This is a genomic window from Chitinophaga filiformis (assembly GCF_900102545.1).
GTDB lineage: Bacteria > Bacteroidota > Bacteroidia > Chitinophagales > Chitinophagaceae > Chitinophaga > Chitinophaga filiformis.
Genome location: NZ_FNBN01000011.1, coordinates 18603 through 44263, shown reverse-complemented (window position 1 = coordinate 44263; position 25661 = coordinate 18603). Strand labels below are relative to the sequence as shown.

General features: G+C 47.4%; 15 protein-coding genes. 7 read left to right on the top strand and 8 right to left on the bottom strand.

Going from position 1 to position 25661, the window contains the following annotated elements:
* Window positions 1-4 precede the first annotated feature (4 nt).
* Together BLR32_RS29975 and BLR32_RS29970 are read left to right on the top strand one after the other, a co-directional pair.
* On the top strand, window positions 5-1483 hold the full coding sequence (locus tag BLR32_RS29975; protein WP_089837671.1) for a RagB/SusD family nutrient uptake outer membrane protein: 1479 nt from the start codon (window positions 5-7) through the stop codon (window positions 1481-1483).
* A gap of 146 nt (window positions 1484-1629) precedes the next feature.
* The gene (locus BLR32_RS29970) at window positions 1630-3084 is read left to right on the top strand and encodes a glycoside hydrolase family 30 protein (RefSeq protein ID WP_089837669.1); all 1455 of its coding nucleotides are present in this window, start codon (window positions 1630-1632) and stop codon (window positions 3082-3084) included.
* Between the two features lie 369 nt (window positions 3085-3453).
* Here BLR32_RS29970 and BLR32_RS29960 read toward each other — a convergent pair whose 3' ends face one another.
* From BLR32_RS29960 to BLR32_RS29930, 6 genes are all read right to left on the bottom strand, one after another.
* The gene (locus tag BLR32_RS29960; RefSeq protein WP_089837665.1) at window positions 3454-4782 is read right to left on the bottom strand and encodes a sugar porter family MFS transporter; all 1329 of its coding nucleotides are present in this window, start codon (window positions 4780-4782) and stop codon (window positions 3454-3456) included.
* A 24-nt stretch (window positions 4783-4806) separates the two neighbouring features.
* Window positions 4807-6021 (bottom strand): aldose epimerase family protein, encoded by a 1215-nt coding sequence (locus tag BLR32_RS34470; RefSeq protein WP_245705556.1) that lies wholly within the window; start codon window positions 6019-6021, stop codon window positions 4807-4809.
* On the bottom strand, window positions 6015-9317 hold the full coding sequence (locus BLR32_RS29945) for a tetratricopeptide repeat protein (protein WP_089837663.1): 3303 nt from the start codon (window positions 9315-9317) through the stop codon (window positions 6015-6017). Before BLR32_RS29945 ends, BLR32_RS34470 begins: the two co-directional genes overlap by 7 nt.
* A gap of 103 nt (window positions 9318-9420) precedes the next feature.
* Window positions 9421-11607: an alpha-galactosidase gene (locus BLR32_RS29940; RefSeq protein ID WP_089837662.1), complete on the bottom strand. Its 2187-nt coding sequence runs from the start codon at window positions 11605-11607 to the stop codon at window positions 9421-9423.
* A gap of 3 nt (window positions 11608-11610) precedes the next feature.
* On the bottom strand, window positions 11611-13116 hold the full coding sequence (locus BLR32_RS29935; protein WP_176842478.1) for a RagB/SusD family nutrient uptake outer membrane protein: 1506 nt from the start codon (window positions 13114-13116) through the stop codon (window positions 11611-11613).
* Window positions 13117-13135: 19 nt separating this feature from the next.
* Window positions 13136-16147, bottom strand: coding sequence for a SusC/RagA family TonB-linked outer membrane protein (locus BLR32_RS29930; RefSeq protein WP_089837659.1), 3012 nt, complete (start codon window positions 16145-16147; stop codon window positions 13136-13138).
* Between the two features lie 205 nt (window positions 16148-16352).
* Between BLR32_RS29930 and BLR32_RS29920 the strand changes: the two genes are divergently transcribed.
* The gene (locus tag BLR32_RS29920) at window positions 16353-17258 is read left to right on the top strand and encodes an AraC family transcriptional regulator (protein ID WP_089837656.1); all 906 of its coding nucleotides are present in this window, start codon (window positions 16353-16355) and stop codon (window positions 17256-17258) included.
* A gap of 216 nt (window positions 17259-17474) precedes the next feature.
* Window positions 17475-18596: an acyltransferase family protein gene (locus BLR32_RS29915; protein ID WP_089837654.1), complete on the top strand. Its 1122-nt coding sequence runs from the start codon at window positions 17475-17477 to the stop codon at window positions 18594-18596.
* Window positions 18597-18697: 101 nt separating this feature from the next.
* On the opposite strand, the gene BLR32_RS29910 is transcribed toward BLR32_RS29915, so the two are convergent.
* Window positions 18698-19321 carry an HAD family hydrolase gene (locus BLR32_RS29910; RefSeq protein ID WP_089837652.1) on the bottom strand — a complete coding sequence of 208 codons (624 nt, stop codon included), beginning with the start codon at window positions 19319-19321 and terminating at the stop codon, window positions 18698-18700.
* A 362-nt stretch (window positions 19322-19683) separates the two neighbouring features.
* Here BLR32_RS29910 and BLR32_RS29905 point away from each other — a divergent pair, with 362 nt between their 5' ends.
* Window positions 19684-21051 (top strand): porin, encoded by a 1368-nt coding sequence (locus tag BLR32_RS29905; protein WP_089837920.1) that lies wholly within the window; start codon window positions 19684-19686, stop codon window positions 21049-21051.
* Between the two features lie 537 nt (window positions 21052-21588).
* On the opposite strand, the gene BLR32_RS29900 is transcribed toward BLR32_RS29905, so the two are convergent.
* On the bottom strand, window positions 21589-22443 hold the full coding sequence (locus tag BLR32_RS29900; RefSeq protein ID WP_218124277.1) for a hypothetical protein: 855 nt from the start codon (window positions 22441-22443) through the stop codon (window positions 21589-21591).
* Window positions 22444-22597: 154 nt separating this feature from the next.
* On the opposite strand from BLR32_RS29900, the gene BLR32_RS29895 reads away from it, so the two are divergent.
* Window positions 22598-23026, top strand: coding sequence for a thioesterase family protein (locus BLR32_RS29895; protein ID WP_089837647.1), 429 nt, complete (start codon window positions 22598-22600; stop codon window positions 23024-23026).
* Window positions 23027-23241: 215 nt separating this feature from the next.
* Window positions 23242-25611 carry an ABC transporter permease gene (locus BLR32_RS29890; protein ID WP_089837646.1) on the top strand — a complete coding sequence of 790 codons (2370 nt, stop codon included), beginning with the start codon at window positions 23242-23244 and terminating at the stop codon, window positions 25609-25611.
* The last annotated feature ends 50 nt before the right edge of the window (window positions 25612-25661 follow it).

The window sequence follows — 25661 nt, the reverse complement described above, 5'->3', positions numbered from 1 at the left end:
AGTTATGAAAAGAACAAGCCGTCTCCTCATCATATCTGCTGCACTGGCTTCACTGGCGCTGGGTGCATGCAAAAAAGACCTGAACCTGCAGCCGCCATCCAATACCATTGTCGGGAATGAAGGGCAGGGTACAGCAGGGTCCTATATAAAAGATGCTGCTACAGCAGAAGCAGCGCTGGCCAGTTGTTATACCTTCTTCCGCAGTAATGCAGCCGAGTGCTATGTACTGGATTATTTCAATATTGGCGATGCACAGTCAGACAATGCTTATGCCGGTGCTGACAATGCGGCCGGTTTTGAGATCGACGAATTCCGTATACTGTCCACCAACTCGTGGGTGGCCCGCGACTGGGGTTATCTGTATAATCATATCACTGCCTGTAACTCTGTGATCGTAAATGTGCCTAAGGTAACCGATGCAGCGCTGACTGCTGCCCGTAAGGCGCAGATCGTTGCAGAAGCAAAGTTCATCCGTGCACGCGCTTATTTTGACCTGGTAAGGCTATTCGGTGATGTACCTTTGGTACTAGAAGAGTTGCCTACGATCACTGCAGATAATCTGGCGGAAATTTATCCGCTCTTATATCCTTCGCGTGCAAGTACAGATTCTGTGTATGACCAGATCACCAGTGATCTGAAGTCAGCCGTTGATGCAGTACCTGTTTCCGCTGTCAATAAAGGCTATGTGACAAAAGGCGCAGTATACACCTTGCTGGCTAAAATAGCCGCTACCCGGAAACCGATCAACTGGCCCGAAGTGCAGTCTTATGCCGACCAGGTAATTGCATTGGGTTATAGCCTATTGCCGGTATACGACCAGCTATGGGACGGCAACCATGAGAACTCTGCAGAAGCCATCTTCGAATTAAACTTTGATGGATGGGATACCGGTGGTAACTGGGGTACAAGTATGTTCCTCGGTACTGACTGGAAGAAGTTCTGCAATCCGAGCAATGACCTGATGCGTGCATACAAGGAAGCAAATGATAGTGTACGTTACAGATCAACGATCACGTTTGCAAACGTGACTGGTAAATGGGGCGATGCCCGCTTATCATTGGATAGTTTCCCGTTCTTCTACAAAATGCGTAAAACTGATGCCAGCCAGAACATCATCATGTATCGTCTGGCGGATGTACTGCTGCTGAAAGCAGAAGCGCTGAACGAACAGGGAGACGTAAGTGGTGCAAATACTATCGTTACACAGATCCGTCAGCGTGTAAAACTGAATCCGCTTAATATCACTGACCAGGCAGCAATGCGTCTGGCTATTGAGAAGGAACGCCGCCTGGAACTGGCTTTTGAAGGACAGCGCTGGTATGATCTCGTACGTACTGATCGTGCCATCCCTGTAATGCAGGCAGTAACCGACGGTAAAGGCGTCAACCTGGGTTATCACCTGACAGAACAGAGTTTGCTCTGGCCTATTCCTCAGGGTGAAATGGACCAGAACGCCAACCTCGAACAAAATACCGGCTACTAGAACTAGATAAAATAGGGTTAACGAAAGGATAGGTCTCGTCTCTCATGGGACGGGACCTTCTTTTTACAGGCCAAATAGGGAGCAGGGCAACATGCACCGCCTAAAATACTAACGGAAACAATTCATCAGACAGAAAAACCTCTTACATGAAACTATGGATATACAGTTGTTGCGCAGGCATCTTATTAACGGCTTGCAACAACGGGCAACAAACAGGCAAAGAGCAACACAATGATTCAGTAGCTGTTTATCTCACTACGGCCGACCAGCAACAGTTATTCGCAAAGCAATCCGGGGTGGCGAGGGGAAAGGATACGGCTGTCATTAACATCAGGATGGATAGCAGTCAGCAGTTCCAGGAAATAGAAGGTTTTGGCGCTGCTATGACAGGATCTTCTGCATATGTGGTGCATCAATATATGTCGCCCTCACAGCGGCAGGCATTGCTGGAGGACCTATTCGGCACAGAGAAGGGAATTGGCATCAACTACATCCGTATGTCTATCGGTGCATCTGATTTCTCTACAAGCCCATATAGCTATGATGATATGCCTGCAGGGCAGCGGGATGACTCTCTGAAGCATTTCACGATTGAACATGACGAAAAAGAAGTCGTACCGGTATTAAAGCAGGTAATAGCGATCAATCCTGACATTCACATTATGGGCAGTCCGTGGAGTGCGCCGGGATGGATGAAGACAAGCGGCAAACTGGAAGGCGGTTCCTTACGTCCTGATGCTTATGATGTATATGCCCGTTATTTTGTAAAGTACATTCGCGCATTCGGAGAGGAAGGTATTAAGATTACAGCGCTTACTGTACAGAATGAACCGCAATATGAGGCAATGTATCCAACTATGAAGATGACAGCGCCTGAGCAGGGAAAATTCATCAAGGATCATCTGGGACCATTACTGGAAAAAGAAGGATTGAGCGGACAGACGAAAATCATGCTGTTTGACCATAACTGGAACAGTCCTGAATATCCGATCTCTATTCTCGATGATAGTCTGATAGCAAAGTACACTGCCGGAGCTGCATTCCATTGTTATGAAGGTGCTGTGGGCGCTATGAGCAAAGTACATGATGCACATCCGGAGAAGGGGCTTTATTTTACTGAATGTTCCGGTGGCAGCTGGTCGCCTGTATTTGCGGATAACCTGCAGTATATGGTAAGTCAGTTACTGATCGGGACCGTCAACAACTGGTCAAAGAACGTGTTGCTATGGAATATGGCTTTAGATGAGAAGAACGGCCCCACTACAAATCAGCCGGGTACAGGTGAAGGCAACCGTGGTTGTATGACCTGCAGGGGAGTAGTGACCGTCAATTCCGAAAATGGTGAAGTTACCCGTAATGTTGAGTATTACGCACTGGCACATTTCAGCAAGTTTGTACATCCGGGTGCAAAGAGAATTTACTCTTCTAAACTGACGGATAAGGGAGTAGAGAATGTAGCATTCCTGAATACAGATGGTTCGCGGGTAATGGTGGTGATTAACACTACAAAGCAGGATCAGAATTTCTCTGTGAGCGAACAGGATAATGTATATGAATATGCACTTAAACCTGGAGCAGTGGTTACATTGGTTTGGAGATAGCCGCTATTGCAGCCATGTATAATATAATGAGCTGCTTCTTAGATTGACTCTTCTGATATATTGAGGAACACAAGTTAGGTTGCATCTCCCTGCAAGTGAATGACCCATATACTAATTGGAACTCAGGAGGCAACACCGGTTTCATATAGTAATTGCGGGCCTTCGCCCGGGTTCCCTGCACAGCGGTGCAGCCGATGAAAGTTCCATTGCTGACTTTTGCACTAATCTCTAAGAGTGTTACAAGCGGCACAGACCACAATACTATATAAAACCGAGCAAACATCAGTAATACAACAAAATCGTCCGTCGTTAAGACAAACGACGGACGATTACATTAATCAGCCACTTGATTACCACAGCAAGTGAATGCTAATGCATCATCACACCTTCCAGCTCTTCCAGTGTCTTTCCTTTTGTCTCCCTTACATTCCTCCAGATGAACACAAATCCTACTAAACAAATCCCCGCGTAAATGTAAAAGGTGCTATCCTTGAGACGATCAAACAAAATAGGGAAGGTAAACACCAGGATAAAATACGCCGCCCAAAGACAAAGCACCGCAAAAGAAGTAGCCGCACTTCGTATTTTATTTGGGAAGATCTCCGCGATCAGTACCCAGGTCACAGGCGCCAGCGACATAGCATAAGTTCCAATAGCTGCCAGCAAATACCAGGACACCTGTTCAGAGCCCGATGCCAGCATCCGCACTACGATGATGTACAATACAGTCAATCCGCCAGCACCAATCAGCATCAATGGTTTCCGGCCCAGTTTATCTACCAGCAGCATAGCCAGAATAGTAAAGACAAGGTTGACACCGCCTATAAATACTGTCTGCAAGAGCTGCCCATCCTGTGATACGCCAATACTCTCAAATATCCTTGGTGTATAATTGAACACGACATTGATACCGCAGAATTGCTGGAATACAGCGAGTATAATACCGATTACCACAGCAGGTAGTACTGCTTTACGGAAAATATCTGCAAAGTTCATCTTCTCTGCCCCGGAAAGAGAGCCTTCAATTACCGACAGTGATTCATCTGCAAAATTATCTCCACCAATTTTGTTAAGCACCGCCCGTGCATCAGCAGAGCGTCCAGCTTTCACCAGCCAGCGTGGGCTCTCAGGGAGCCATAAAGCACCGATGAAGAACAGGAGGGAAGGGATGACGCCAAGACCAAACATCCAGCGCCAGGCATCCTCTCCGTGATTACGAAGGGTATAGTTGACAAGGTTCGTAACAAGAATACCGGTAACGATCGTCAGCTGATTGATAGCTACCATTCGTCCGCGGAGATGCGCCGGCGCTACTTCCGCAATGTACATGGGCGACAGCATGGATGCCATGCCCACGCCAATACCTGCCACAAAGCGGAATGCGATGAAGAGGTTCCTGTCTGGCGCAACAGCCATGGCAAGAGAAGAAATGCCGAAGATAGCAGAGGCCAGTAAAAGACCGCGCTTACGACCGTATTTGTCCGCCATGGAGCCTGCGATGATACAGCCGATGATAGCCCCCAGCGCAAGACTGCCGGTAGCAAATCCTTCCCAGTAGGCATCGAGTCCAAACTGCTTTTGCAGGAACGGCAAGGCCCCTGCAATCACCGCAAAATCAAATCCAAAGAGGTAACCTCCCAATGCGGAGATGAAAGAGATACCCAGTATGTAGGCGCCATTAAAAGATGAATGTTTCATAACGGAATTAGCAAGTTTAATAATTTATTGCACATCAAAGGCAAAAATGGTATGCCGGCGATAAATATCACCGGGTAAAAGAATAGTATCAGGAAAATGAGCATGATTTGGACTATCCGGAAAGGCCTGTGTTTCCAGGGCTACCGCACCGTGTTTCAGATAAGGCTTGCCTTGTTGTCCGGTAATACTGCCATCCCAGTAGTTGGCGCTATACACCTGTATGCCCGGCTGGTCTGTAAATACGCGTAATACTCTTCCACTGTGAGGATCTTCCAGTATTGCTGCGGGAATCTTGCCAGACATTTTATCGGCGTAGTCAGACGGTAACGCAAAGTTATTATCAACGCGTCCGTCAGCAGGTAGCCCGTTGGCATATTCGCCCATCCGGGTTGGATGGATAAAATCAGGTAGCCCGTTGATATATTCGCCCATCCTGTTTGGATGGATGGAATCAGGTTGCAATACGAAGTTGTGATCAACGCCACGATCAGCAGACAGTTCATGAATATGCTCGCCAATCCTTGTTGCCTGGGTAAAGTCGAGCGGTGTGCCGGTCACGGGCAGGATATTTCCCGTAGGCACATTCCTGTCGCTCTTCTCTGTATAAGTCTGTGCATTGATCGTTAACAGGTGATCGGTAACTAATAGCTTCTCGAACCCTGTAAGATTAAAATAAGAGTGGTTGGTCAGGCTGACAGGCGTGGCCTTGTCTGTATACGCCGTATAACGGATGTGCAACTGGTTCTCATTGTCAAGCACGTATTGCACCTGTGTGATCAGGTTGCCCGGATAGCCTTCCTCACCGTCAGCACTTACATACTCCATTATTACACTGGCTTCATCCCCCGTCTGGAGGCATTCTATCACCTGCCAGGGCTTTGTATGAAAGCCGTCGAACCCCCCATGGAGATGGTTCCCGTCATTGTTGATGGGCAAGTGGTATTCTCTTCCTTCTACAATAATGCGCCCACCGGCAATGCGGTTGGCGTATCGTCCTACGGTGCTGCCGAAATAAGCAGGATTGTGGAGGTAGTCCATCGGGTCTGCGTATCCGGCTACGATGTTTTTCTGAGCACCTGTTTTATCCGGTGTATAGATGGCTGTAATAGTAGCGCCGAGATTAATCAGTTCTACTGTAACAGTGGCATTTTCAAGGGTGATCATATAGAGGGGCGCTCCCCGCAACTCGCCGTACTGGGTACGGGTAGCGGATAGCGCCCTGGTATTAACATTTAACATTGAATCGTTTTTGTGAATGGATGAAAAGTAGCACCCTGGTGATTGACATCGAGCGTCAATACTTCGTCCAGGTATTGCTGTCCTTCCTGTTCCTGCTGAAGCCCCATATGACCGAGCCCCATCAGGTAAAGACAATGGATGCGGTTCCTACGATTAAGATCCAGGTCAAATACCAGCATATCAGGTAGCGATACTGCGAAATAATCTATGCGGATCGTATCGTTGATATGTGCCTTTCCAAACTGGATGAAGCGTTCAAAGATCTGGCGGGCTTTCTCCGGTTGTCCCAGTTGCTGCCATGCCAATGCCTGGTATACGATCTTGTCAGGCTGCGGATCGTTGTAATAGATAGCCTGTACGGGTTCACTAATGCCGATGGTAGCAGCATGGAAATATTTCTTCGCAGTGTCTCCCTGTCCGAGTCCGGCGTAAGCCCAGCCCAGCAGATAGTTGATATCATTCTCCTGTGCACCGTACAGTTTCCCTTCACCCAGGTTTTCAGGATAAGCCGAGAGTGCCTCTAACAGGGAGATAGCCTTTTCAAATTCTTCCTGTAAAATAGCTTTTTTTGCAAGGGCAGTGTGGCAACAGATGAACTGTCCGACTACCTTGCCTTCACCGCCTTCCCATGGATGGAATTGTCTTTGCGACAGGAGCTGACGTGCCTGTTCAAACTCACCAAGATTATTGTATAAGGTAATACGTTCCAGGTAGAGGTCATCTCTTTTCTCTACCAGCTGCATATGGTTCTCCAGTAATGCCAGCCTTTCCTGTGAAGACCTGCCGGTGATCTTATACAGCTGGTCCAGCTCCATCAGGATGCGGGCATCATCAGGCGCCAATCCGAATGCTTTCTCCATGAAGGTTACTGCCTGTTCTTTTTTATGCAGTTTGTTGTAATAAGCGAGAGAGAGGTTCCTGTGTACAATGGCGAAAGTGGTATCGAGGCTGGCCGACTTTTCCCAGCATGCGATGGCTTCTGTATACTGTCGTTTATCGTACCAGAGATTGCCCAGGTAATAGGCCGCTTTGGCATCGGATGGATTGGCGTTCAGTGCGCTTTGTAAGATGATCACTTCTTCTACTTTATTCGGGAAGCAGTAACCGGCATCCTGTCTGGCAGCGTCTTTATAGTAAGTCAAGGCTTGTTCAGGTGCGTTATTGCAGGTAGCGAACCATCCCATATAATAATACAACAGAGGAGAGGTGGCACCATGCGCATCAAGGTATGATTGTAATACTTGAATAGCGGTAGTATAACAACCGGCATGTGCATAGTCGAGTGAAAGCTCCAGGTAGTTATTTAGGCTGCCACGCATTAAAATGCGCAGTTTCTCTAACACGCTATTGTCTTTGCTGGCGAGATACCATTCGAACAGGCATCCGTAGTTAAACGGATCTATTTCCAGTGAAGCTTTTGCGAAGGCAATACAATCTTCCGTCAGACCTCTTTCTCTCAGGATGATCGTTTGCAGGTGGCGGGCAGTATGATTGTGGTAATTGCGCACAAGAGATTTCTTAACGAGGGATAATGCGTCATCCCATTTATGACCGGATGCGGCGATGCGTGCCAGCATCAGGAAGCCACTATGCTGCCAGGCATCATTCCAGGTAGCTTTGAAGAAGATATCGTATGCTTCAGACTTTTTGCCTTGCAGGAATAGCGCACATCCGAGGTTGTAATATACCTCTCCGTCGTACGGATTGGGATTACGGCTGGTCATTGTTTTGATAGCCGTTCTGAAATAAGGTTCCGCTTTGGCGAATTGTCCGCGGCGGAGGAGTAATAAGCCCATAGCATTATTACAACGGATATCTCCGGGACTTCTTCTCAGACCTTCTTCATAATAGTCAATCGGATTGAAGGTAGCATGACGGTACTGTTCCAGGTGATGACCATTCAGGTACAATTCTTCCACCTGTTCAATATCCTGTGGCAGACGAGCCGCTGATGCAGGTGCCGGTATTTCATGTTCCACTGGTGGCGCAGGCTGCCAGGACACAAGTGTATGACCTGCTTCATCGGCAACGATCACTTTCCAGTCCTCGGGTACTACATCCAGGCCACAATCATATGTAGCAGAGAATGGGGCGTATGGAGAAAGGGAAGCAGGGAACTGCTGCACTTCCTCACCGTTCTTCAGTAAACGGATGACTGCATTTTTGTACAGGGCAGTGGCATATACTTTAATGCTCAGCTGCTGCTCCTGCCATTCCATATTCAGCATCGCCTCTTTGGTAGCATTCTTCACTACACCGGCTTGTGAGTATGGCATGAAGTATTGTTCAAAGGTCTTGCCTTCATTGGGCTGCAGCCAGGAGAAGTCCGGCTGATTATCGGTGAACATACCGGTCATCAGCTCGATGTAAGGACCGTCTTCATCTGTCAGGTTCCTGTCCCAGGCATATCCGAAATCACCATTGCCCCAGGTCCATTGTTTTTTACCAGGAGATACATGGTGGTCGGCTACGTGTAACATACCGGCCTGCGTATCGTGCTCGTAACAACCCATAAAGTCGTACTCCGAGCGGATGGCCATGTAGGAGGTGGGAACAGGAATAGTATGATAACGGGAAATATCAGTTCCCGGTGAATAGTCTACTTTGTAGTAAGTGCCTGTTGCAATAGGGAAGTCAGACACGTCGCGTTTACCGTGGTCAAACACGGCATATACATCCGGAGGGAAGACCGACTGATAGTGGTCATTCACTTTCACTGCCGGATTAGCCCACCAGAGGAAGGTTTGAGGGAAAAGTGTACGATTGAACAACTTGCCCTTTATTTCCAGGTAGGCCTTATCGGGATAGAGTGTAAAGCCTGCCATGCCTTTGGTGCGGAACATCACTTCCACTTCATTCACCCATACTGTTTTACTGCCGTCGGCATTTTCTTCTGTGGTGAAGTCGACCGGCTGAAAGGTGCTGGGACGATGGTGCTGAGGCCAGTTGAACTCTATACCGCCTGAGATCCAGGGGCCTGCCAGTCCTACGAGTGCAGGTTTGATAACCTGGTTGTAGTATACAAAGTCTCTCTGCCTGATCTTGTCGTATGCACGTTGTATACGTCCGCCCAATTCAGGGAGGATCATTATCAGCAGGAATTCATTTTCCAGGAATACGGCGGTGTATTCCTGCATGGTTTTCTCATCAGCGATCTGCTCGATAACGGGATGAGGGTACACAACACCACTGCTGCCCTGGTATACTCTCTTCTCGAGGAACATAGGGTGTTTCTCCGGTGTGCCTGTCTTGTACGTGGGTATGGATACTCTTTCTATCCTGACTGTCACTTCCATATGATCACTTTTATATTTATGCTTTTAATTCCGAGGGAACTGGTTTATGTTTTTTATCACCAGGGACCAGTTTATGGCTAATCGCTGGGATTGGTTTATTCTTTTAGTCCCGTGGGACGAGTTTAACTAATAACGCATCTTTAGGAGGCACTGTCAGCGTAAAGGAAGACTGACCATTGCTGATCTCTCCCAGTACGGCGTCTGTCATAAAATCCCTGATCTCATAGTGCCTTTTGTCTGCCACGTCTGCCGTTTGCCAGCTGGCGTCAAAGGATTTGTCCTTTATGAAGTTGAACATTGCCAGCAGGGTTGTATCTCCCTTGTGGAAGAAGGTCATCTGCTGGTCCTGGGTATCGCCGTCAGACATGCTGACTGGCGTAAAGGCTACAGGATGGCTGAACCAGGCACATACTGCCGGATGGTTCAGGAACTTCTTCGCTCTCTCTGCCGCTAGTTTCTGACGGAAGTCAGAGCCGTCTCCCAGGATGCTGCCCATTACCATCATGGCATAGAGGCGCACCTTGATCTCCTGTTCGCTGAGGTCAGGGTTGTTCTGGAAGTTCTTCATCACGATCACGTCCAGGTTGGTGAACGGCCACAATGTTCCCTGCATCCACGACATATGGGAGCCGGCCATGAGTGAAGCGGCTGTGCTGCCCCAATGGGGGAATCCCGGCTGATCATCCCGCAGGTGGGAGTACACATCTGTAGAGATGAAGCGGGTATGTGCATACTGATGGGGGAACATGGGGGAGATAGCCTGTGTGATAAAGATATCGGGCCCCATGATGGAATCCACCAGTGAGCGGAGCATTTTCATTCCCTCGTTGTATGCCTGCATACCTGAACGGGTATTGCGGTTGTACCGGGTGCTGGATTCCAGCGCGCCGGCGGTCAGGAAGTCTATTTTGATAAAGGTGGCATGGATTGCCTTTGCCTTTTGTAATTGCTGAATGATGGAGGCTCTTGTAGCCGGGTGGGAAGGATCGATCGGGTAACAGGCCCAGTCGCCTTCTTTGTACATAATAGGTTGCCTGTTCTTATCCTTTAGCACAACTTCACTCAGGGGTGTTTGTGTACCTGCCAATGGATTGTCCAGGGAGTTCTTCCAGGTCCACACGGCGAAAGGTATAAAATAAAAGCCCATTTGTTGCCGCTTTTTCTGCCCATATCTGGCCAAAGACGTCAGCAGTGAGGTTGTGTATATGGATTGGTCATACGAGTCAACGCTGAGCACCGGAGGGGCATATTTGTTGAAGTTGTCCAGGGTGGCAAGGAAGTCGGATATTTTGATGACACCGGGTGGCATCATTACCTTGCTATAACCCAGTACCCCTTCCACACCGAAGCTGTTCCAGTAAAAGGGAGCTTCGCCTTTCCATTCACTGCGGCCTGCTACTTGCACGTTTACCTGTCCGTAGGTGGTAAATGCCTTACGGGTATCTGTATCGGCAGCCAGGTAGATGAGCGGAGAAGTCAGCGTTTTGCCCAGCATCGTGCCGTGAGGCGTGTGGTCGTGGGTGCCATCCAATCCGCCGTAAGCCGGCTGTAAGGATTTGTCATCCGCGGTAGCGGCCCCTCCATATACGATAAAAGAATCGATACGGCCGGTTTCTTTGCCTGTTCCGTAACGGAAGCCGGTTTTCCAGAAGTCGTGTGTTACACTGCCTGTTACCAGCCCGGAAAGACTATGCTGGTCATACACAGAAGTGAATTCATAACTCATGCCAGAGGCGGAAGGCCATTGACGGGTAATAACCGGTACCCAGTTATCATTGTCGAAGGGAACGTCCAGGATGCGGGGTGCATTACCCGGAACAAACAGGTAAGCCTGCTGTTCCGGGATAATGGTTAATGGAGAGATGTTACGCGTTTCCAGTGTCGCGTCACCTATGGCCTGTACATTGAGCAGCAGGTGAGACGATTGTGCGTAGACTGTTATGTGTTGTTCGAGTTTTAAAGGTCTGGAAGGATCACTGTGTATGATGGAGATGGTAACACCTTTGCCGGAAGCGTCCTGCATGGGAGATGTACTGTACTTATGCTGAGAGAAATCAGTACTGGCGAGTTTTCCATTAGTCAACTCTTCTACCGTGGCGATGGTGTTCTGCAGCCGTACGCCGTTGCTGAACAGGTAGTTGACCCTGCCGGTGTGACTGTCTACCGTTAGTTGCACGTGCGCATTGGACACCACCAGACTGTCGGCCGATGATGTGACTGTCTGTGCCAGTATATTTCCGGATACCATGCAAAGCAGGCCGGCAAATGATATGTTACGGATGATCTTCATGGATTAGTAACCCTCATTTTGGTCTTTAGGTGTAAGTTTCGGATTGTTCTCAAATTCTTTTGCCGGGATCGGATACAGCAGGTGTTTAGGCTGGATATTAGGCGTTGCATCAGGATTGTTGGTACCTACCGCATTCAGCAGGGTTCCGGTCCTTTTCAGGTCGAACCATCTCCATCCTTCGAAGCCCAGTTCACGCATACGCTCCATCATGATCTCAGTACGCAGCTGGTCCTGGGATGGTACACCGCCATGTGCATCTTCATATTTAGGCAGACCGGCGCGCTGCCTGATCTTATTCAGATTAGCCAGGGCGGTTGGTACGTCGTTCAGTTCGTTGACAGCTTCTGCATACATCAGTATGGCGTCTGCAAGACGGAGGTAATACATATTCCTGGACGACAGAGAGCCGCTTACGGATACTCCTTTGGTGATATCAAATTTCTTCACATGCGGTTTGCCTACATCAGCCCACCAGGAATAATCAACGAGGTTTCCGTTTACATCATAGAACACCGTGCGGAATGTTGCATCTTTTCTGAGATCACTGTCTTCGAAACTGTTAAAGAAGTAATCAGTGGGAATGATCACGTGTCCGCCGGCGCCACTAAGGCCGGGAGAGTTGATCTGCCATGCGCCGGTGTTATTGGCCATGTTGCTGGTATTGTCTGGTTCATTGGAGAACTGTACTTCAAACAAAGACTCGATATTGTTTTCATTTTTCTCTACGAACAGGTCGGCATATACCGGCATGAGGCTTGTCTTTGAAGACGTCAGCAAGGGTTCCAGTGTGTTTTTAGCCAGGGCGTAATCTTTGTGTGTAAGATAGACCTTGCCAAGCAATGCGATCGCCGCCTCCTGGGTGGCATGACCTGCATCGATTCCATTGCTTCCTTTGCTGCTTAAATGTTCGGCCGCATACTGCAGGTCGGATATTACCAGCTTGTAGACATCTTCTGCTGTACTGCGTGGATAGCCATCTCTCACAGCGTCGGGGTTGTCAACATCGGTAGGCATTGGCACACCACCATACAACTGTACCAGGTAGAAGTAGAATAATGCGCGCATGAACTTTGCTTCTCCCAGTGCACGTGCTTTGAAGTCTTCATTCACAGCAGATGGCTGTATATATTTTATGGCGGTATTGGCGTTGTTGATGCCCTTATAACTGTTAATCCAGAAACCCTGCACGACGTCGTTCTGTGCGGTCATCAGCGGAGAGTAGCTATTCACCGCTGCAAATCCCTGCCAGTAAGGTCCCCAGGTGGGTACGAAGGTGGTCATCTTCGCTTCATCGGTGCCCACCATGCCGACTACAGCATAGTCTGATCTTTTCAGTACCAGCAGTTGGCGGTAGATACCGGTGATGCCGGCCGTAATTCCGGCTTCGTCTTTGTATAGTTCTTCCGGAGAAACGAATACCTCCGGTTTAATATCAAGTTGTTTACTGCAACCGGAAAAGAGTACTCCGGCGAGTAAGGTAAAGAACAGTATATAGCGATGCGTTTGCATAAGTGTCATTTTTAGGAGATTATAAGCCCATTTTTAAACCGAACAGATAGGTCCTGAAGCGGGGATAGATATCGTACGCCCCTTGTGCCACGCCTATTTCAGGATCGGTGCCTTTATACCCGGTGAACAGGAATGGTTCCATTGCCTGGGCGTATACGTTCAGCGACCTTATTTTCAGTTTAGATAAAAGGGTCGGAGAGAAGTCGTATGCCAGGGTGATATTCCTGATGCGAAGGAAGTCGCCTTTCTGTACTGCAAAGCTGGAAGAACCCTGTGGCAGTGTCCTGGTAGAGCTACCGAATGCATTCGGACGTGGGATGTTGGTATTTGTATTTTCCGATGTCCAGTAGTTCAGTCCATCTTTCAGGATCACTCTGCGGCCGTCGGAATAGACATAATCCATATAAGCCTTGTTGTAGATGTCATGGCCATACATGTAGCTTGCGAATACCGTCATTGATACGCGTTTGTACCTGAAGTAGTTCCAGATACCGCCCCAGGCTTTAGGAGTAGTACGGCCTACTATAGCTCTGTCATATTGATTGATGATGCCGTCGTTGTTCAGGTCTTTGATACGCACATCACCTGGTTTGCCGGTAGGGTTCAGCTTAAAATCATCTCCTTTGTTATAGATACCGTCAAACACATAATCGACGATCAGGCTGTTGGGCGCTTCACCCACTTTCAGATAAGGGCTGAGAGAGTCTCTACCGGGCAGCAGTGCGGTTACTTTGGATTTATATTTAGACCAGTTAAGATCCATCTGCCAGTCGAAGTTAGGCGTCTTAACAGGGTATATTTTCAGTCCGATATCCATACCCCTTGTGTTCATAGACGCAACATTGATCATCGTTGCATCGAAGCCCTGTGATGGCGCCAGTGTGTTTTGTAACAGGAGGTTTTTGATATTCTTGTTGTAGAAGTCGAATGTCATCTGGATCCTGTTGTTCAGCAATCCGAGGTCAAAGCCGGCGTTGAACTGATGCTGGCTTTCCCATTTCAGTGCGCTATTGCCTTTGTTGCTGCCTATCTGGTAGCCGCTGGATTGTGTGCTGCCATTGAATGGATAGGTGGCGGCGTTCATCTGTGAGAATATCTTGTCGTAGGAAACGTCCTGGTTACCGATGATACCATAGCTGACCCTGATCTTGGCATCGCTGACGTGTGATTTGATCTTTACACCCAGGAATGGTTCATCGATCAGTCGCCATGCACCACTGATAGAAGGGAAGAAGCCGTAACGGTTCTCTGCACCGAAGCGGGAAGATCCATCGTAACGGGCGGTGAAGTTCAGGATATAACGTTGTTTGTATTTATAGATGGCCCTACCGAGCAGTGAGCTGGTAGCCCAGTTGAAGTAGTCGCTGGAAATATAATCCCTCCTGGTGGCCAGGTTCATGTTTTTATAGGTCAGTTCATCTGTCGGGAAACCGGAGGCCTGTTCGAAGTTCCACTCCTGTCTTCTTTTCTGGAAGGTGAAACCAGAGAGGAGGTTGAGGGAGTGATCTTCAGAAGGGTTATAGTCGTAGGTCATGGTATTTTCCCAGAGCCAGTCGCGGTAACCGAAGTTCTGCACTTTCGCTACACCTTTCTGCAGGTAGCCGGTGCTGGTGTTCCTTGGATAGTATTCAAACTGCTGGTTCTTATAGATATCTGCACCGAGGTTGGAACGGAAGCTCAGTCCGGGCAGCAGTTTATAATCCAGGTACATGTTGCCTATCAGCCTGTCGTCTATGCGGTGGTTGATGGCATCGAGCGCCAGGGCGAGGGGATTGTTGGAAGTAAGGTTGCCGGTACTGGGATCTATTGTGACCGTTGGTTTGCCGGTGGAGTCGTAAATAGGCCGCAGAGGGCTCATGGTTACGGCTGTGTAGTAGGCCTCATTGCTGACGATGCTGGTCTGAATATGGGAATAGTTGGTATTCATGCCAATGGTCAGTTTATCTGTTACGGCCGATTCCAGGTTCGCTTTCAGGGCATAACGTTTCATGTTAGACCCTTTGATGATACCGTCCTGGTTGAGGTAGTTGCCGCTCAGGTACACCTTGTTTTTGCCGATACCATTGGAAATACTCAGGGTATGGCTCTGCTGCTGGCCCACCTGTGTGATGGTGGATGGCCAGTCGTAGGTCTTACCTTCGGCCAGGCTTTTCAGCTCATCTGCGCTGAATATCTGTTTGTCTGTTTCCGGGTTGTTCATTGGCCAGGCGTTCGGATCTTCATCAGCCCATGCCAGGCGGCGGAGATAGCCGTACTGGGCGCCGTCTATGAAGTCGTAGGTCTTAACGATTTTTTGTGCACCGTAGTAGCCGTTATAATCAACGGAAGCGCGGCCGGTCTTCGCCTTTTTTGTAGTGATGATCACTACGCCGGCTGCTGCACGGGCGCCATATATCGCTGCTGCGGAAGCATCTTTCAGCACGTCTATGGATTCAATGTCGTATGGGTTGATCTCTCTGATATCGCCGGTCAGGATGACACCGTCCACTACATAAATAGGGCCGTCGCCCTGTGTGATGGAGTTGATGCCCCTGATCCTGATGTTAGTACCGGCGCCTGGTTCATAGCCAGCGCTGGTGATCTGTACACCGGGCACTTTAGCCTGTAGGGCGCTGTTAATAGAGGTGGCAGGCAGTTCGGAGATCTCTTTGCCGGAGATGCTGGATACTGCACTGGTGATGTCTTTCTTTTTCTGCTGACCGTAACCGATCACTACGACTTCATCCAGTCCGGAGACCTCTGTTTCCATTCTTATAACAAGCGATGTTTGTCCGGGGTTGAAGGTAACGGTCTGTGTTTTATAGCCCACGAACCGGAAGCTCAGGACGGCTTTTGCTGCAGGCAGGGGAAACTGTCCGTCGGCATCCGCTTTCATGGAAGCCCCTTTGTTAGTTGTGTTTGTAATGGTGACGAAGGGTAGTGGTTTGCCTGATGCTGCATCCAGCACCTTGCCCCCTGGTGCCTTGTCTTGTGCTGATATCCATGTGTTGAGTGATAACAGCAGGATAAACAGGGATAAAATTTTTTTCATAACATGAATTTGCCTGGTGTTTTGAAATGCTGATTGATACTAAGTACCCGTGTAGGATGTCTGTTGTTGGTTTGCTGATGTCGTGGAATCGTATTTTATTTCCGGTTCAAATTTCGGGTTTCACTATCAGGGGGGAAATAGTGTTTCTTATGAAAATGATGGATTATTTTCTGGTTTTTGTATCTTGGTCCGGATTCCATGAAATATGAAAGAGAAAGCACTTAAAAAACGGGAGGGGTTTGAGGGGCAGCAGCTGATAGTGGTGCCTAAGAAGATCGCGGCAGATTTCCTGACGAAGGATCCTATTACCCGGCAGTTGTACATTACGGATATAGGGTATTATCCGAGAGCACGTTATCACTATGTGAAGCGAACGGTTGGGGCGGGACAGCATATTATTATCTATTGTATAGAGGGGCGGGGCTGGATCGAGATAGACAAAAAGCGGATTGATGTGCTGCCTTCACAGTTTATGATCATCCCTTCCGGTATGGCACATAAATATATGTCGGATGAGCAGGACCCATGGACAATTTACTGGATACATTTTAAAGGGGATATATCCGCTTTCATAGTAGAACTTATCTTGCAACGGGCCAAGAGTTATAAGCTGCATCTGACATATAATGAAACCCGTATCCGATTGTTTGAGGAGATCTGTCTGAATCTGCAGAAGGGGTATAGCGGGGATAATCTTCGTTATGTGAATATGATCTTCAATCATTTTCTTTCTTCGTTGTTGTACGAGGAGAAGTTTAACTATGCGGGGAAGGAACAGCCGGATGACGTGATTGCACATACGATAGGGATGATGCAGGAGCGGCTGGGCCAGGTGATTACGTTGCAGGAGTTGTCGGGTTATGCGGGGTTGTCGGTGTCTCATTTCTCTGCGGTATTCCGCGAGAAGACGGGGTATTCTCCTATAGAGTATTTTAATCATCTGAAGATCCAGAAGGCGTGTCAGTACCTGATGTTTTCGAATGCGACTGTGAAGGAGGTGGCGAACAGGTTGGGGGTAGAGGATCAGTATTATTTTTCGAGGATGTTTTCGAAGCTGATGGGGATGTCGCCGTCGGAGTATAGGAATAGGAATAAGGCGGTGGAGCAGTAGTAGAGATAAAAGGACACATGTTTGTAGCCCAACTGGACTTCGATTGCAATAAAAAACTTTTGCCAGAAAGCCAGATTTATATACATTCGCGACATCCCAAAAGAAGAGCTCCAAATAATCAGTACCAAATATGCGAAACTGTTCTGCAAGACAGTGACCGGTCCACGAAGAAGATGAAAAGCTAGTATTTATGCGAACCTCAGAAATTCATGTGTTATGTTACAAAATAAGAATCCAGAACATTATTATTGGTTAGATCTGTTCAGGGGCTTAGCCTCCCTGGTGGTTGTTACAACCCACTGTCGCACGATGTTATTTGTCGAATATGGTTTATTGCCTGCGTCTGACAAGACCCTCCAGACCTCAATTTTCTTCCTGTTTACCCGCATTGCGCACGAAGCGGTGCTGCTTTTTTTCGTACTCAGTGGCTTCCTTGTTGGTGGGAAGGTGATACAACGGTTGAGGGCCGGTACATTTGACCTGAGATCGTATGTGCTTGACAGAACGGTGCGCATCATGCTGCCGCTGCTTTCCGCCCTAATACTGATTATTATATCAAATACAATTATCGGTGAAAAGTTCACTGTTATCGACTATATAGGGAACATACTCTCACTGCAGGGCATATTGGTACCCTGGGTTAGCGGACCATTATGGTCATTGGCATATGAGGTATGGTTTTATGTCCTGATGGGGGCTGCTGCCTGGTGGTTAACAACTTCGAAGGATGGCAACAGGTATATAGCCGTCTTTCTCCTGTTTATCTGCTTCTTAATATTTTCGCATCTGAAGGCCAGTCATCTTTTTATATGGTTGCTGGGCGCCTTGTCTTTCTCTTATATCAAAAAGAGCAATTTTTTGCTGGTCACAGGTATCGTTGCACTCATAGGCTCTATGGTAGTGCTTCAGATCTATGGTACAGAGAGCCGTACGTTTAAACTACAGAATATAGACAATATCAGGACTGTTTGTGAATTGTGCCTGGGGATCTCTATGTGCCTTATTGTGCAGCAGGTGATACACCGTAGGCCGAAAAACAGTTTGGGTATCTTTTTAAATAAGTTTGGCACCAGGCTGGCTGATTTTTCATATACTTTATATCTGACCCACCTACCGATAGTGTATATGCTGGTACACTTTGGATTCCCCAAAAGTCAATCCATCAATGCCGTATCCATTGGTTATTACCTGGCTGCTATCGGGATTTCCCTGGTGAGTGCATACGCGATTTATCTGGTGTTTGAGAAGAAAACGAAATATGTTAAGGAGATAATGAAGATGAAAATCCCTTCGGGAGAGCGTGTAAGGGAGCAACAATACCAAAACAAGAGGGCTTAGCAAAGTAATTATAAGAAACCCGTTTTTATTGCATTTATTCAGTGATGATCATGCAATAGAAACGGGTTTATTCGTTCCCGGGGGAACGGCCACATAAATAATCAATCTACTACAAAGCCATATTTTTCCAGGTTCGCTTTTGTTGCTTCATATGTTTTATGCTGAAGACCGTTAATACCCAGACCTTCTGCTACGGATACGAACATGGCCCTGTCATCGATATATAACACTTCTTCCGGCTTTACCAGTGCAATGTCCAGTGCGATACGCCAGATGTCGGCATCAGGTTTCCTGAAATGCACAAAACAGGAGGAAATGAAGAAGTCTACGAACTTATTGATGCCAAATTGCCGGATGCGGTATTCATTTAATTCCCTGCCTTCATTATTGACAACAGCGATCTTGATACCATATTTTGCTTTGATCTTACATACGAGGTCTATCATTTCAGGGATCGCCGTGGTAACGGAGAACATGAACGACCTGAACTCCTCCTGTGTAAAATTCCTTGGTTCATAGAACACCGTTCTATGCAGGTATTCGTCCAGTGTCAGTTTGCCTTCCTCATACGTATCAAATGTGAGGTGATGGCGTTCTTCCAGCTCAGGAAGGTCCAGCGAGAATCTGGCGGCTGCCTCTCTTCTTGCGGCGCGGTCCCAGCCATTGCTTAATAATACGCCGCCTATGTCCAGGAATAATGTCGTAATTGTCGGATGCTGTTGCATAGTGCTAAAAAATATGATCTGCTGTATTTAATGGTAAAATCGTCTCATCTGTTGTCCTTTTCAGGGACATTAAAACAGGAAAGTAATAAAAAATATTAATAGTTGATTTCGGAATACTGAAAAAGGACAACAGCTTCCATGAATAATGACCTGCCATTCTGATAAAACCTTCTCAAGATGAGAGACTTTTTTAATGTTTTTACCTCTTGTGGCATATGCATTGGCACTACCTGAAACAGTCTATGGTATTGGGTTGGGGCTTTTTTATGAGGATATGATTGCACGGAATGGTACATGCTTTGGCATATCGTACTATACTATTAGGCAACTTGTTTAATATGGGAACCAAACAATACAAACAAATGAAAAAAGCATTACTGGTATTCGCACTGGCATCAAAAACTATCTGCACTATTGCGCAAGACACCACAGCAACTACGGAGAAAGTACCATTTGACGGCATTGATCAGACCTGGCAGAATGGTAACGATAGAAGGGAGAACCCGGCATTTCAGAACATGAAATTCTTCACTCCAAGTATTATGATGGATATCAACTATACACATTCATTCAATAAGCCCAATGATAATACTGTGGTAGGCTCTACCGCGCTGGCCCGTAATAATGAAGTACAACTTTCTGCCCTGCATTTTGGTGGCGACTTCTATTATAAAGGCGCCAGGGCAAGGGTCATGACACAGTTTGGTACACGTTCTATCGTGGTGCCACGAAATGATTACAGTCCTTACCGCGGACAGTACCAGCTTGCCAATGCATACCGTTATTTAAGTGAGGCTTATGCCGGATATCACATCAATAAATGGTATGGTATCAATATCGATGCGGGTATGTTCATGAGCTATGTTGGCCTGAACTCCTATTATCAGCCGGAGAACTGGGAATACCAGGCTTCCTTTACTTCAGACAATACTCCCTGGTTCTTCAATGGTCTGCGTATCCAGATCTTCCCTACAAAGAACATCAAGATCGAGCCCTGGATCATCAATGGCTGGCAGAGCTATGGCAAATTCAATAAGATGCCTGGATTCGGCTTTAACTTTACCTACATGTCTGACAACAGTAACCTGAAAGCACTGACCAATGACTACTATGGCTCCGATGCTGCAGGTATTCCCGACAGAAAGCGCTTCCACTCCGATAACAGTTTACTGGTAAGGTATTATAATAAGCCAAAGTCAAAAGGTATCAGCAGAATGGCTTTCTCGCTGACAGGTGATGTTGGTTTTGAAAAAGGCGGTGGTGTAAATGGGTTTAAAGACAGCGATAAGAATGGTCCTGCACAGTATTTCCTGAGCGGTATGTTTTACAACCGTGTATGGTTCAACAGGAACAAATTTGCGTGGACTGTGGGTGGTGGTGTGATGACTAACCCCGGCAGGTATTTAGTGCTTTATCCAACTGGTCAGGCGAGTCCTTTGCCTAATCCACTTGATCCTACCAGGACAGAAGGTGCGTTCCCGTTCAGTGCTAATCCTGGCGACAAGTTCAAGGGGTGGGATATGTCGACCAACTTCGATTATATGCCGAACCAGAGTATCACTTTCAGGTTTGAGCTGGTGAACAGACATGCTGATGTACCTTATTTTGCGGGAGAAGGAGGGGTGACTTCCCAGACGGGTTATTCTACTACGCCGTTGGATCCTAACTGGCGTCCTGACCTGGTGAAGTCTGAGACGAGGTTTATACTGGCGGCGTTATTCAGGCTGTAATAGTTTTAACCATTAGACGACATAGGGGTTGTATCTTTTGATGCAACCTCTTTTCATTTACGTTAAGTAGCGTTGGTTGGCTGGTGTTTTCTCTTTTCAGTTACGCTAAGTAGCTTCGGTTTCAGTATGGGATGTCGGTAGGCGGACTTGCGCTCCGGTTACTGTCTGGCACTAGCTTATTCTAGCTTATTAAACGAAAAAAGGGGAGTATCAAGCCTTGTGGTAGACGTATACCCGCTATTGCATAGGCTTTGTCGTGGAGGTGAGGTGGACCTGTAGAAAAGAGGCTAAAAACGGGCTATAATGATTCTTCAGGGAAGCCTTTGAGTCGTTGGGATGCCTTTTTTTCTGCTTTGGGGATGTAGTGAGGAGAAAACTGACCGGGGTAAAAGGAGAGAATACGTGTAAATAATGGTGGCGGGGCATGAAGATACAACCTGCAGCTGGCTGCTGGCATATATTGGACGTCTGATGGGAGTGTCGAAGGGATTAATCTCCGGGCATTGATCTCCGGGGGGTAATCTCCAGGTAGTGGTACTAGTCGCCTGGTAGTGGGATAAAGGAAACGGGTAATTTGTGTGCAGGCTGTGTTATAGGAGTGGTATATGTTGGAATAGCCCAGCACCGGGGTGTTTTGTTGCGGAAATTCCTTCTGATGTGGCGTGGTGGCTTAACCGGGGGAATGACGGAGATAATGTCCAGTGCACTGGCGGTTTTACTGTTTGAGTAATACAGCTGTCCGTTTACCATGGAGGCTGAACGGACTTCTAACAGGATCAGGGTAAGTTCCTGACTACTTTTGTCTATTGTGAGTGTGAGTGGCTCATGGTGTTCTCCACGTTTGATAACGGCTGTGTGGCTGGTACTCAGTTGGCCTTTGTGCCGGGAAAAGTTCAGGGACAAGGCGATGGCTGTTATGGTGAAGTGAGTAACACCTGCGGGTATTTTCCGGGAGTTGATCGCTTTTGCGGGTAAGGCGACGCTGATCTTTCCGGTATCATCTTTCTCTATGAGGGGCGCTGCTGTCAGTAATTGGTTGATGCCGGTGGCTTCATTAAACTGAAAGCCCTTCAATGAATGAATATGTATCGTGTCGGGTACGCGCTGACCACTACGGTTGCACGTATCGGCATTTACAATGTCGATAAAGGCGGTATTGAGCCTGTTAATCAGGTCATCGCTTCTATGTCTGCGGAGGTAATGGCTGAGTGATTTCCGGATCAGGCAAGCGCAATGGCTGGCCGTGCCGAAATCGGTGGCTGCTTTTTTAGTTGCAATGGTCCGGTTTACGTGTTGGGGTCTTTCCCTGTAGAAATAGTTGTTTCCCCTGCGGTAGCCTATTTTATTTCCCAGTGGACCGGTAAATGGGAAAAGGCCTTTTTGTTTACCCATCATGGTATTTTTTGAGATTACTGTAAGTTACTGAATATCTGTCAGAACTGTCAAATAGTAATGCACAATATATCCCCGGAATCGGGGATACGCAGATGCAAGAAATCAGCCGGCCAAGGCTTATCTTTGCCGGCATAAAAACCAAAGGTCACACATGGAATATTCAAAAGTCTATAAAGTAAAGGAAGAGCATATCGACGTGCAGGGTATCATGGATGGGTTATATTACCCTTTCTATATGGAATATTGCCGTCATGACTATATCAGGGAAGTGCTGGGATTTGACTTCGCAGAGGAAGCGGCTAAAGGTATTCATATGGTACTATCCCAGTATACTATCAAGTTCCTGCGCTCACTGAAGAAAGATGACGAATTTACTGTGACCTGTGAGCTGTTTGCAGATGCGGGTGGTCAACCGAGATTGCATTTCAAACAATCTATCATTCTGAATGGGAAAGTAATGACCACCGCAGTATTTACTGGTACCTGTGTAGCCGCTACCGGGGGAAGACCGTATCTGCCGACCGGTATGACAGATAAACTGGTGGACGCACCAAAACTGGACGTTGCGACGTTAAAGTAAAAGTTGTTTAGTTATATATTTAATCTCCCGGGTGGCGAAAGCTGTCCGGGAGTTTTGTTTGTATACTTGTACTAAAACCGAACAGTTTTGCCAGTAAAACTGAACATATATGAAAATAAATAATTATTAATCAGCTGTTAAAGAGCTTTCCGCGGCATTGGCATATCCCTTGCGTCCAGCCTTCTGTGAAAATCACTTTCTAAAGCGGATCCCTTATGATAAGAAACCACCTGAAGATCGCCTGGCGCAGTTTGCTGTCCACCAAACGCTTTTCCATTATTAATATTTCCGGTTTGGCCGTAGGTATGGCGGCGGCAGGATTGGTATTTCTATGGCTGCAGAACGAGGTCAGTTTTGATAAGTTTCATGAACACAAAGATCGCTTGTACGAGGTGCAGGGGCTGACTGCTGTAGATGGTTCTCAGATCGTGATCAATCAGACAGAACAGCCCCTGGGACCGGCTTTGAAGAAGGACTTTGGGGAAGTAGAAAGTACGGCGCGATTTGCGGGTGTTAGTAGTTTTCTGCTTACTGCCGGGGATAAACGTTTTACAGGCATCAACGGTGGCTTCGTTGATCCTGCATTCCTCCGGATGTTCAGTTTCCCGGCTGTCAGTGAAACAAACAAGGAGCCGCTGAAGCAGATCAATTCCATCGTTATTACGGAAGAGTTGGCGGAGAAACTCTTTGGGAAGGAAGATGCCCTGAATAAGGTGATCAGGATCGATTCTGTTGATTATTTCCAGGTAACGGCGGTATTGAAACATCTGCCGTCAAATACCCGTTTCGATTTTGACTACCTGTTGCCCTGGGATTACCTGCATAAAATAGGGTGGAATAACGACAGCTGGCTCAGTAACAATGTATCGACATTTGTATTGCTGAAGCCTAATGCCAATGTAGCAGCCTTCAACGATAAGATAGCAGGAATTGCCAGACGTTACTCCGGCAATCCTGAGATCTGGACACACTTCCTTTTCCCGCTTGAGCAATGGCATCTTTATGCAGTATTCAAGAATGGAAAGCCTTCAGGAGGACGTATAGAAGTGGTGCAGTTGTTTGCGATCGTTGTGATATTGATCCTGTTAATTGCCTGTATCAATTTTGTTAACCTGAGCACTGCCAAGAGTGAGAAACGTGCAAAGGAAGTAGGTGTGCGTAAGGTGGCGGGTGCAGGGAAGGGGATGCTGATCGCCCAGTTTATGACGGAAGCGCTGCTGATGTCGTTTATTGCTGGTGCTATTGCACTGGTGATCGTGCATCAGGCCATGCCTTATTTTAACCAGCTGGTAAATGTGCCGCTTTCTATTCCTTATGGTAATACAGGCTTCTGGGTGAGTGCCCTGGGCTTTATATTGATCACCGGGTTATTGGCCGGGAGTTATCCTGCCTTTTATCTTTCTGCTTTTAAACCTGTTAGTGTACTGAAAGGCGGATTCAGGGGCAGGGAAGGGATATTATCGCCCAGGAAGGTCCTGGTGATATTCCAGTTTACGTTTGCTGTCATCCTGATCATCTCTACAATTGTTATCCGTAACCAGATCAGGTATGCCCAGGAGCGGGAGACCGGCTATTCCAGGAGTAATCTGATCAATGTGAATTTTGATGGAGATATTGCGAAACATTATGCGCTGATCAGACATGATCTGATCAGTGAAGGCATTGCTTCGTCAGTTACCAAAACGATGTCTGCTATTACAGAACGTGGTAGTAATATGTGGGGACTGGATTGGGAAGGTAAACAGCCTGATTTTTCAGGTACTATCGCTTTGTTCAGTGCTGACGCAGATCTCGTTAAAACGGTGGGATTGCAGTTGAAAGCAGGAAGGGATATTGATATCAATCGGTACCCGGCAGATAGTTTTGCTGTTATGCTGAATGAAACTGCTGTGAAGGTGATGGGATTCAAAGATCCTATAGGACAGATTATCCGTGAGCCCGGAGCCAATAAGAACTGGAAGGTGGTAGGTGTAGTGAAGGATTATGTAATAGGTTCTTCTTATGGAACTGTGCCACCGGTAGTGATTGAAGGGCCTGCAAGCTGGTTTAATACGATGCATATCAGGTTTACTACTTCCAGATCTGTTGCTGAGAACCTGAAGAAAGCGGAAGAGATCTTTAATAGGTATAATCCTAATTATCCGTTCAATTATCAGTTTACAGATCAGCAATACGCCAGGATGTTTGATGCTGAACAACGTACGCAGGCATTGGCGGGACTGTCTGCTGCATTGGCCATATTTATATCCTGCCTGGGATTACTGGGACTGTCGGCATATGTGGCGGAACGCCGGGTGAAAGAAATTGGTGTGCGTAAAGCGTTGGGCGCGTCTGTGCTGAATATTACAGGGTTACTGACATTTGATTTTATGAAGCTGGTGGCAGCGGCGGTTGTGATAGCTGTTCCTATTGGCTGGTGGGCGATGAATAGCTGGCTGGAGCATTTTGAATATAAGGTTAGTATTAACTGGCTGGTGTTCGTTTTTGCCGGATTGCTGGCGATTAGTATTACGTTGCTAACGGTTAGTTATGAGGTGATTCGGGCCGCGATGGTGAATCCGGTGAAGAGTTTGAAGAGAGAATAGGGGGCGGGTCCCGGGGTTGTCACCCCGGGCTACAAACACGGCAACCCCTA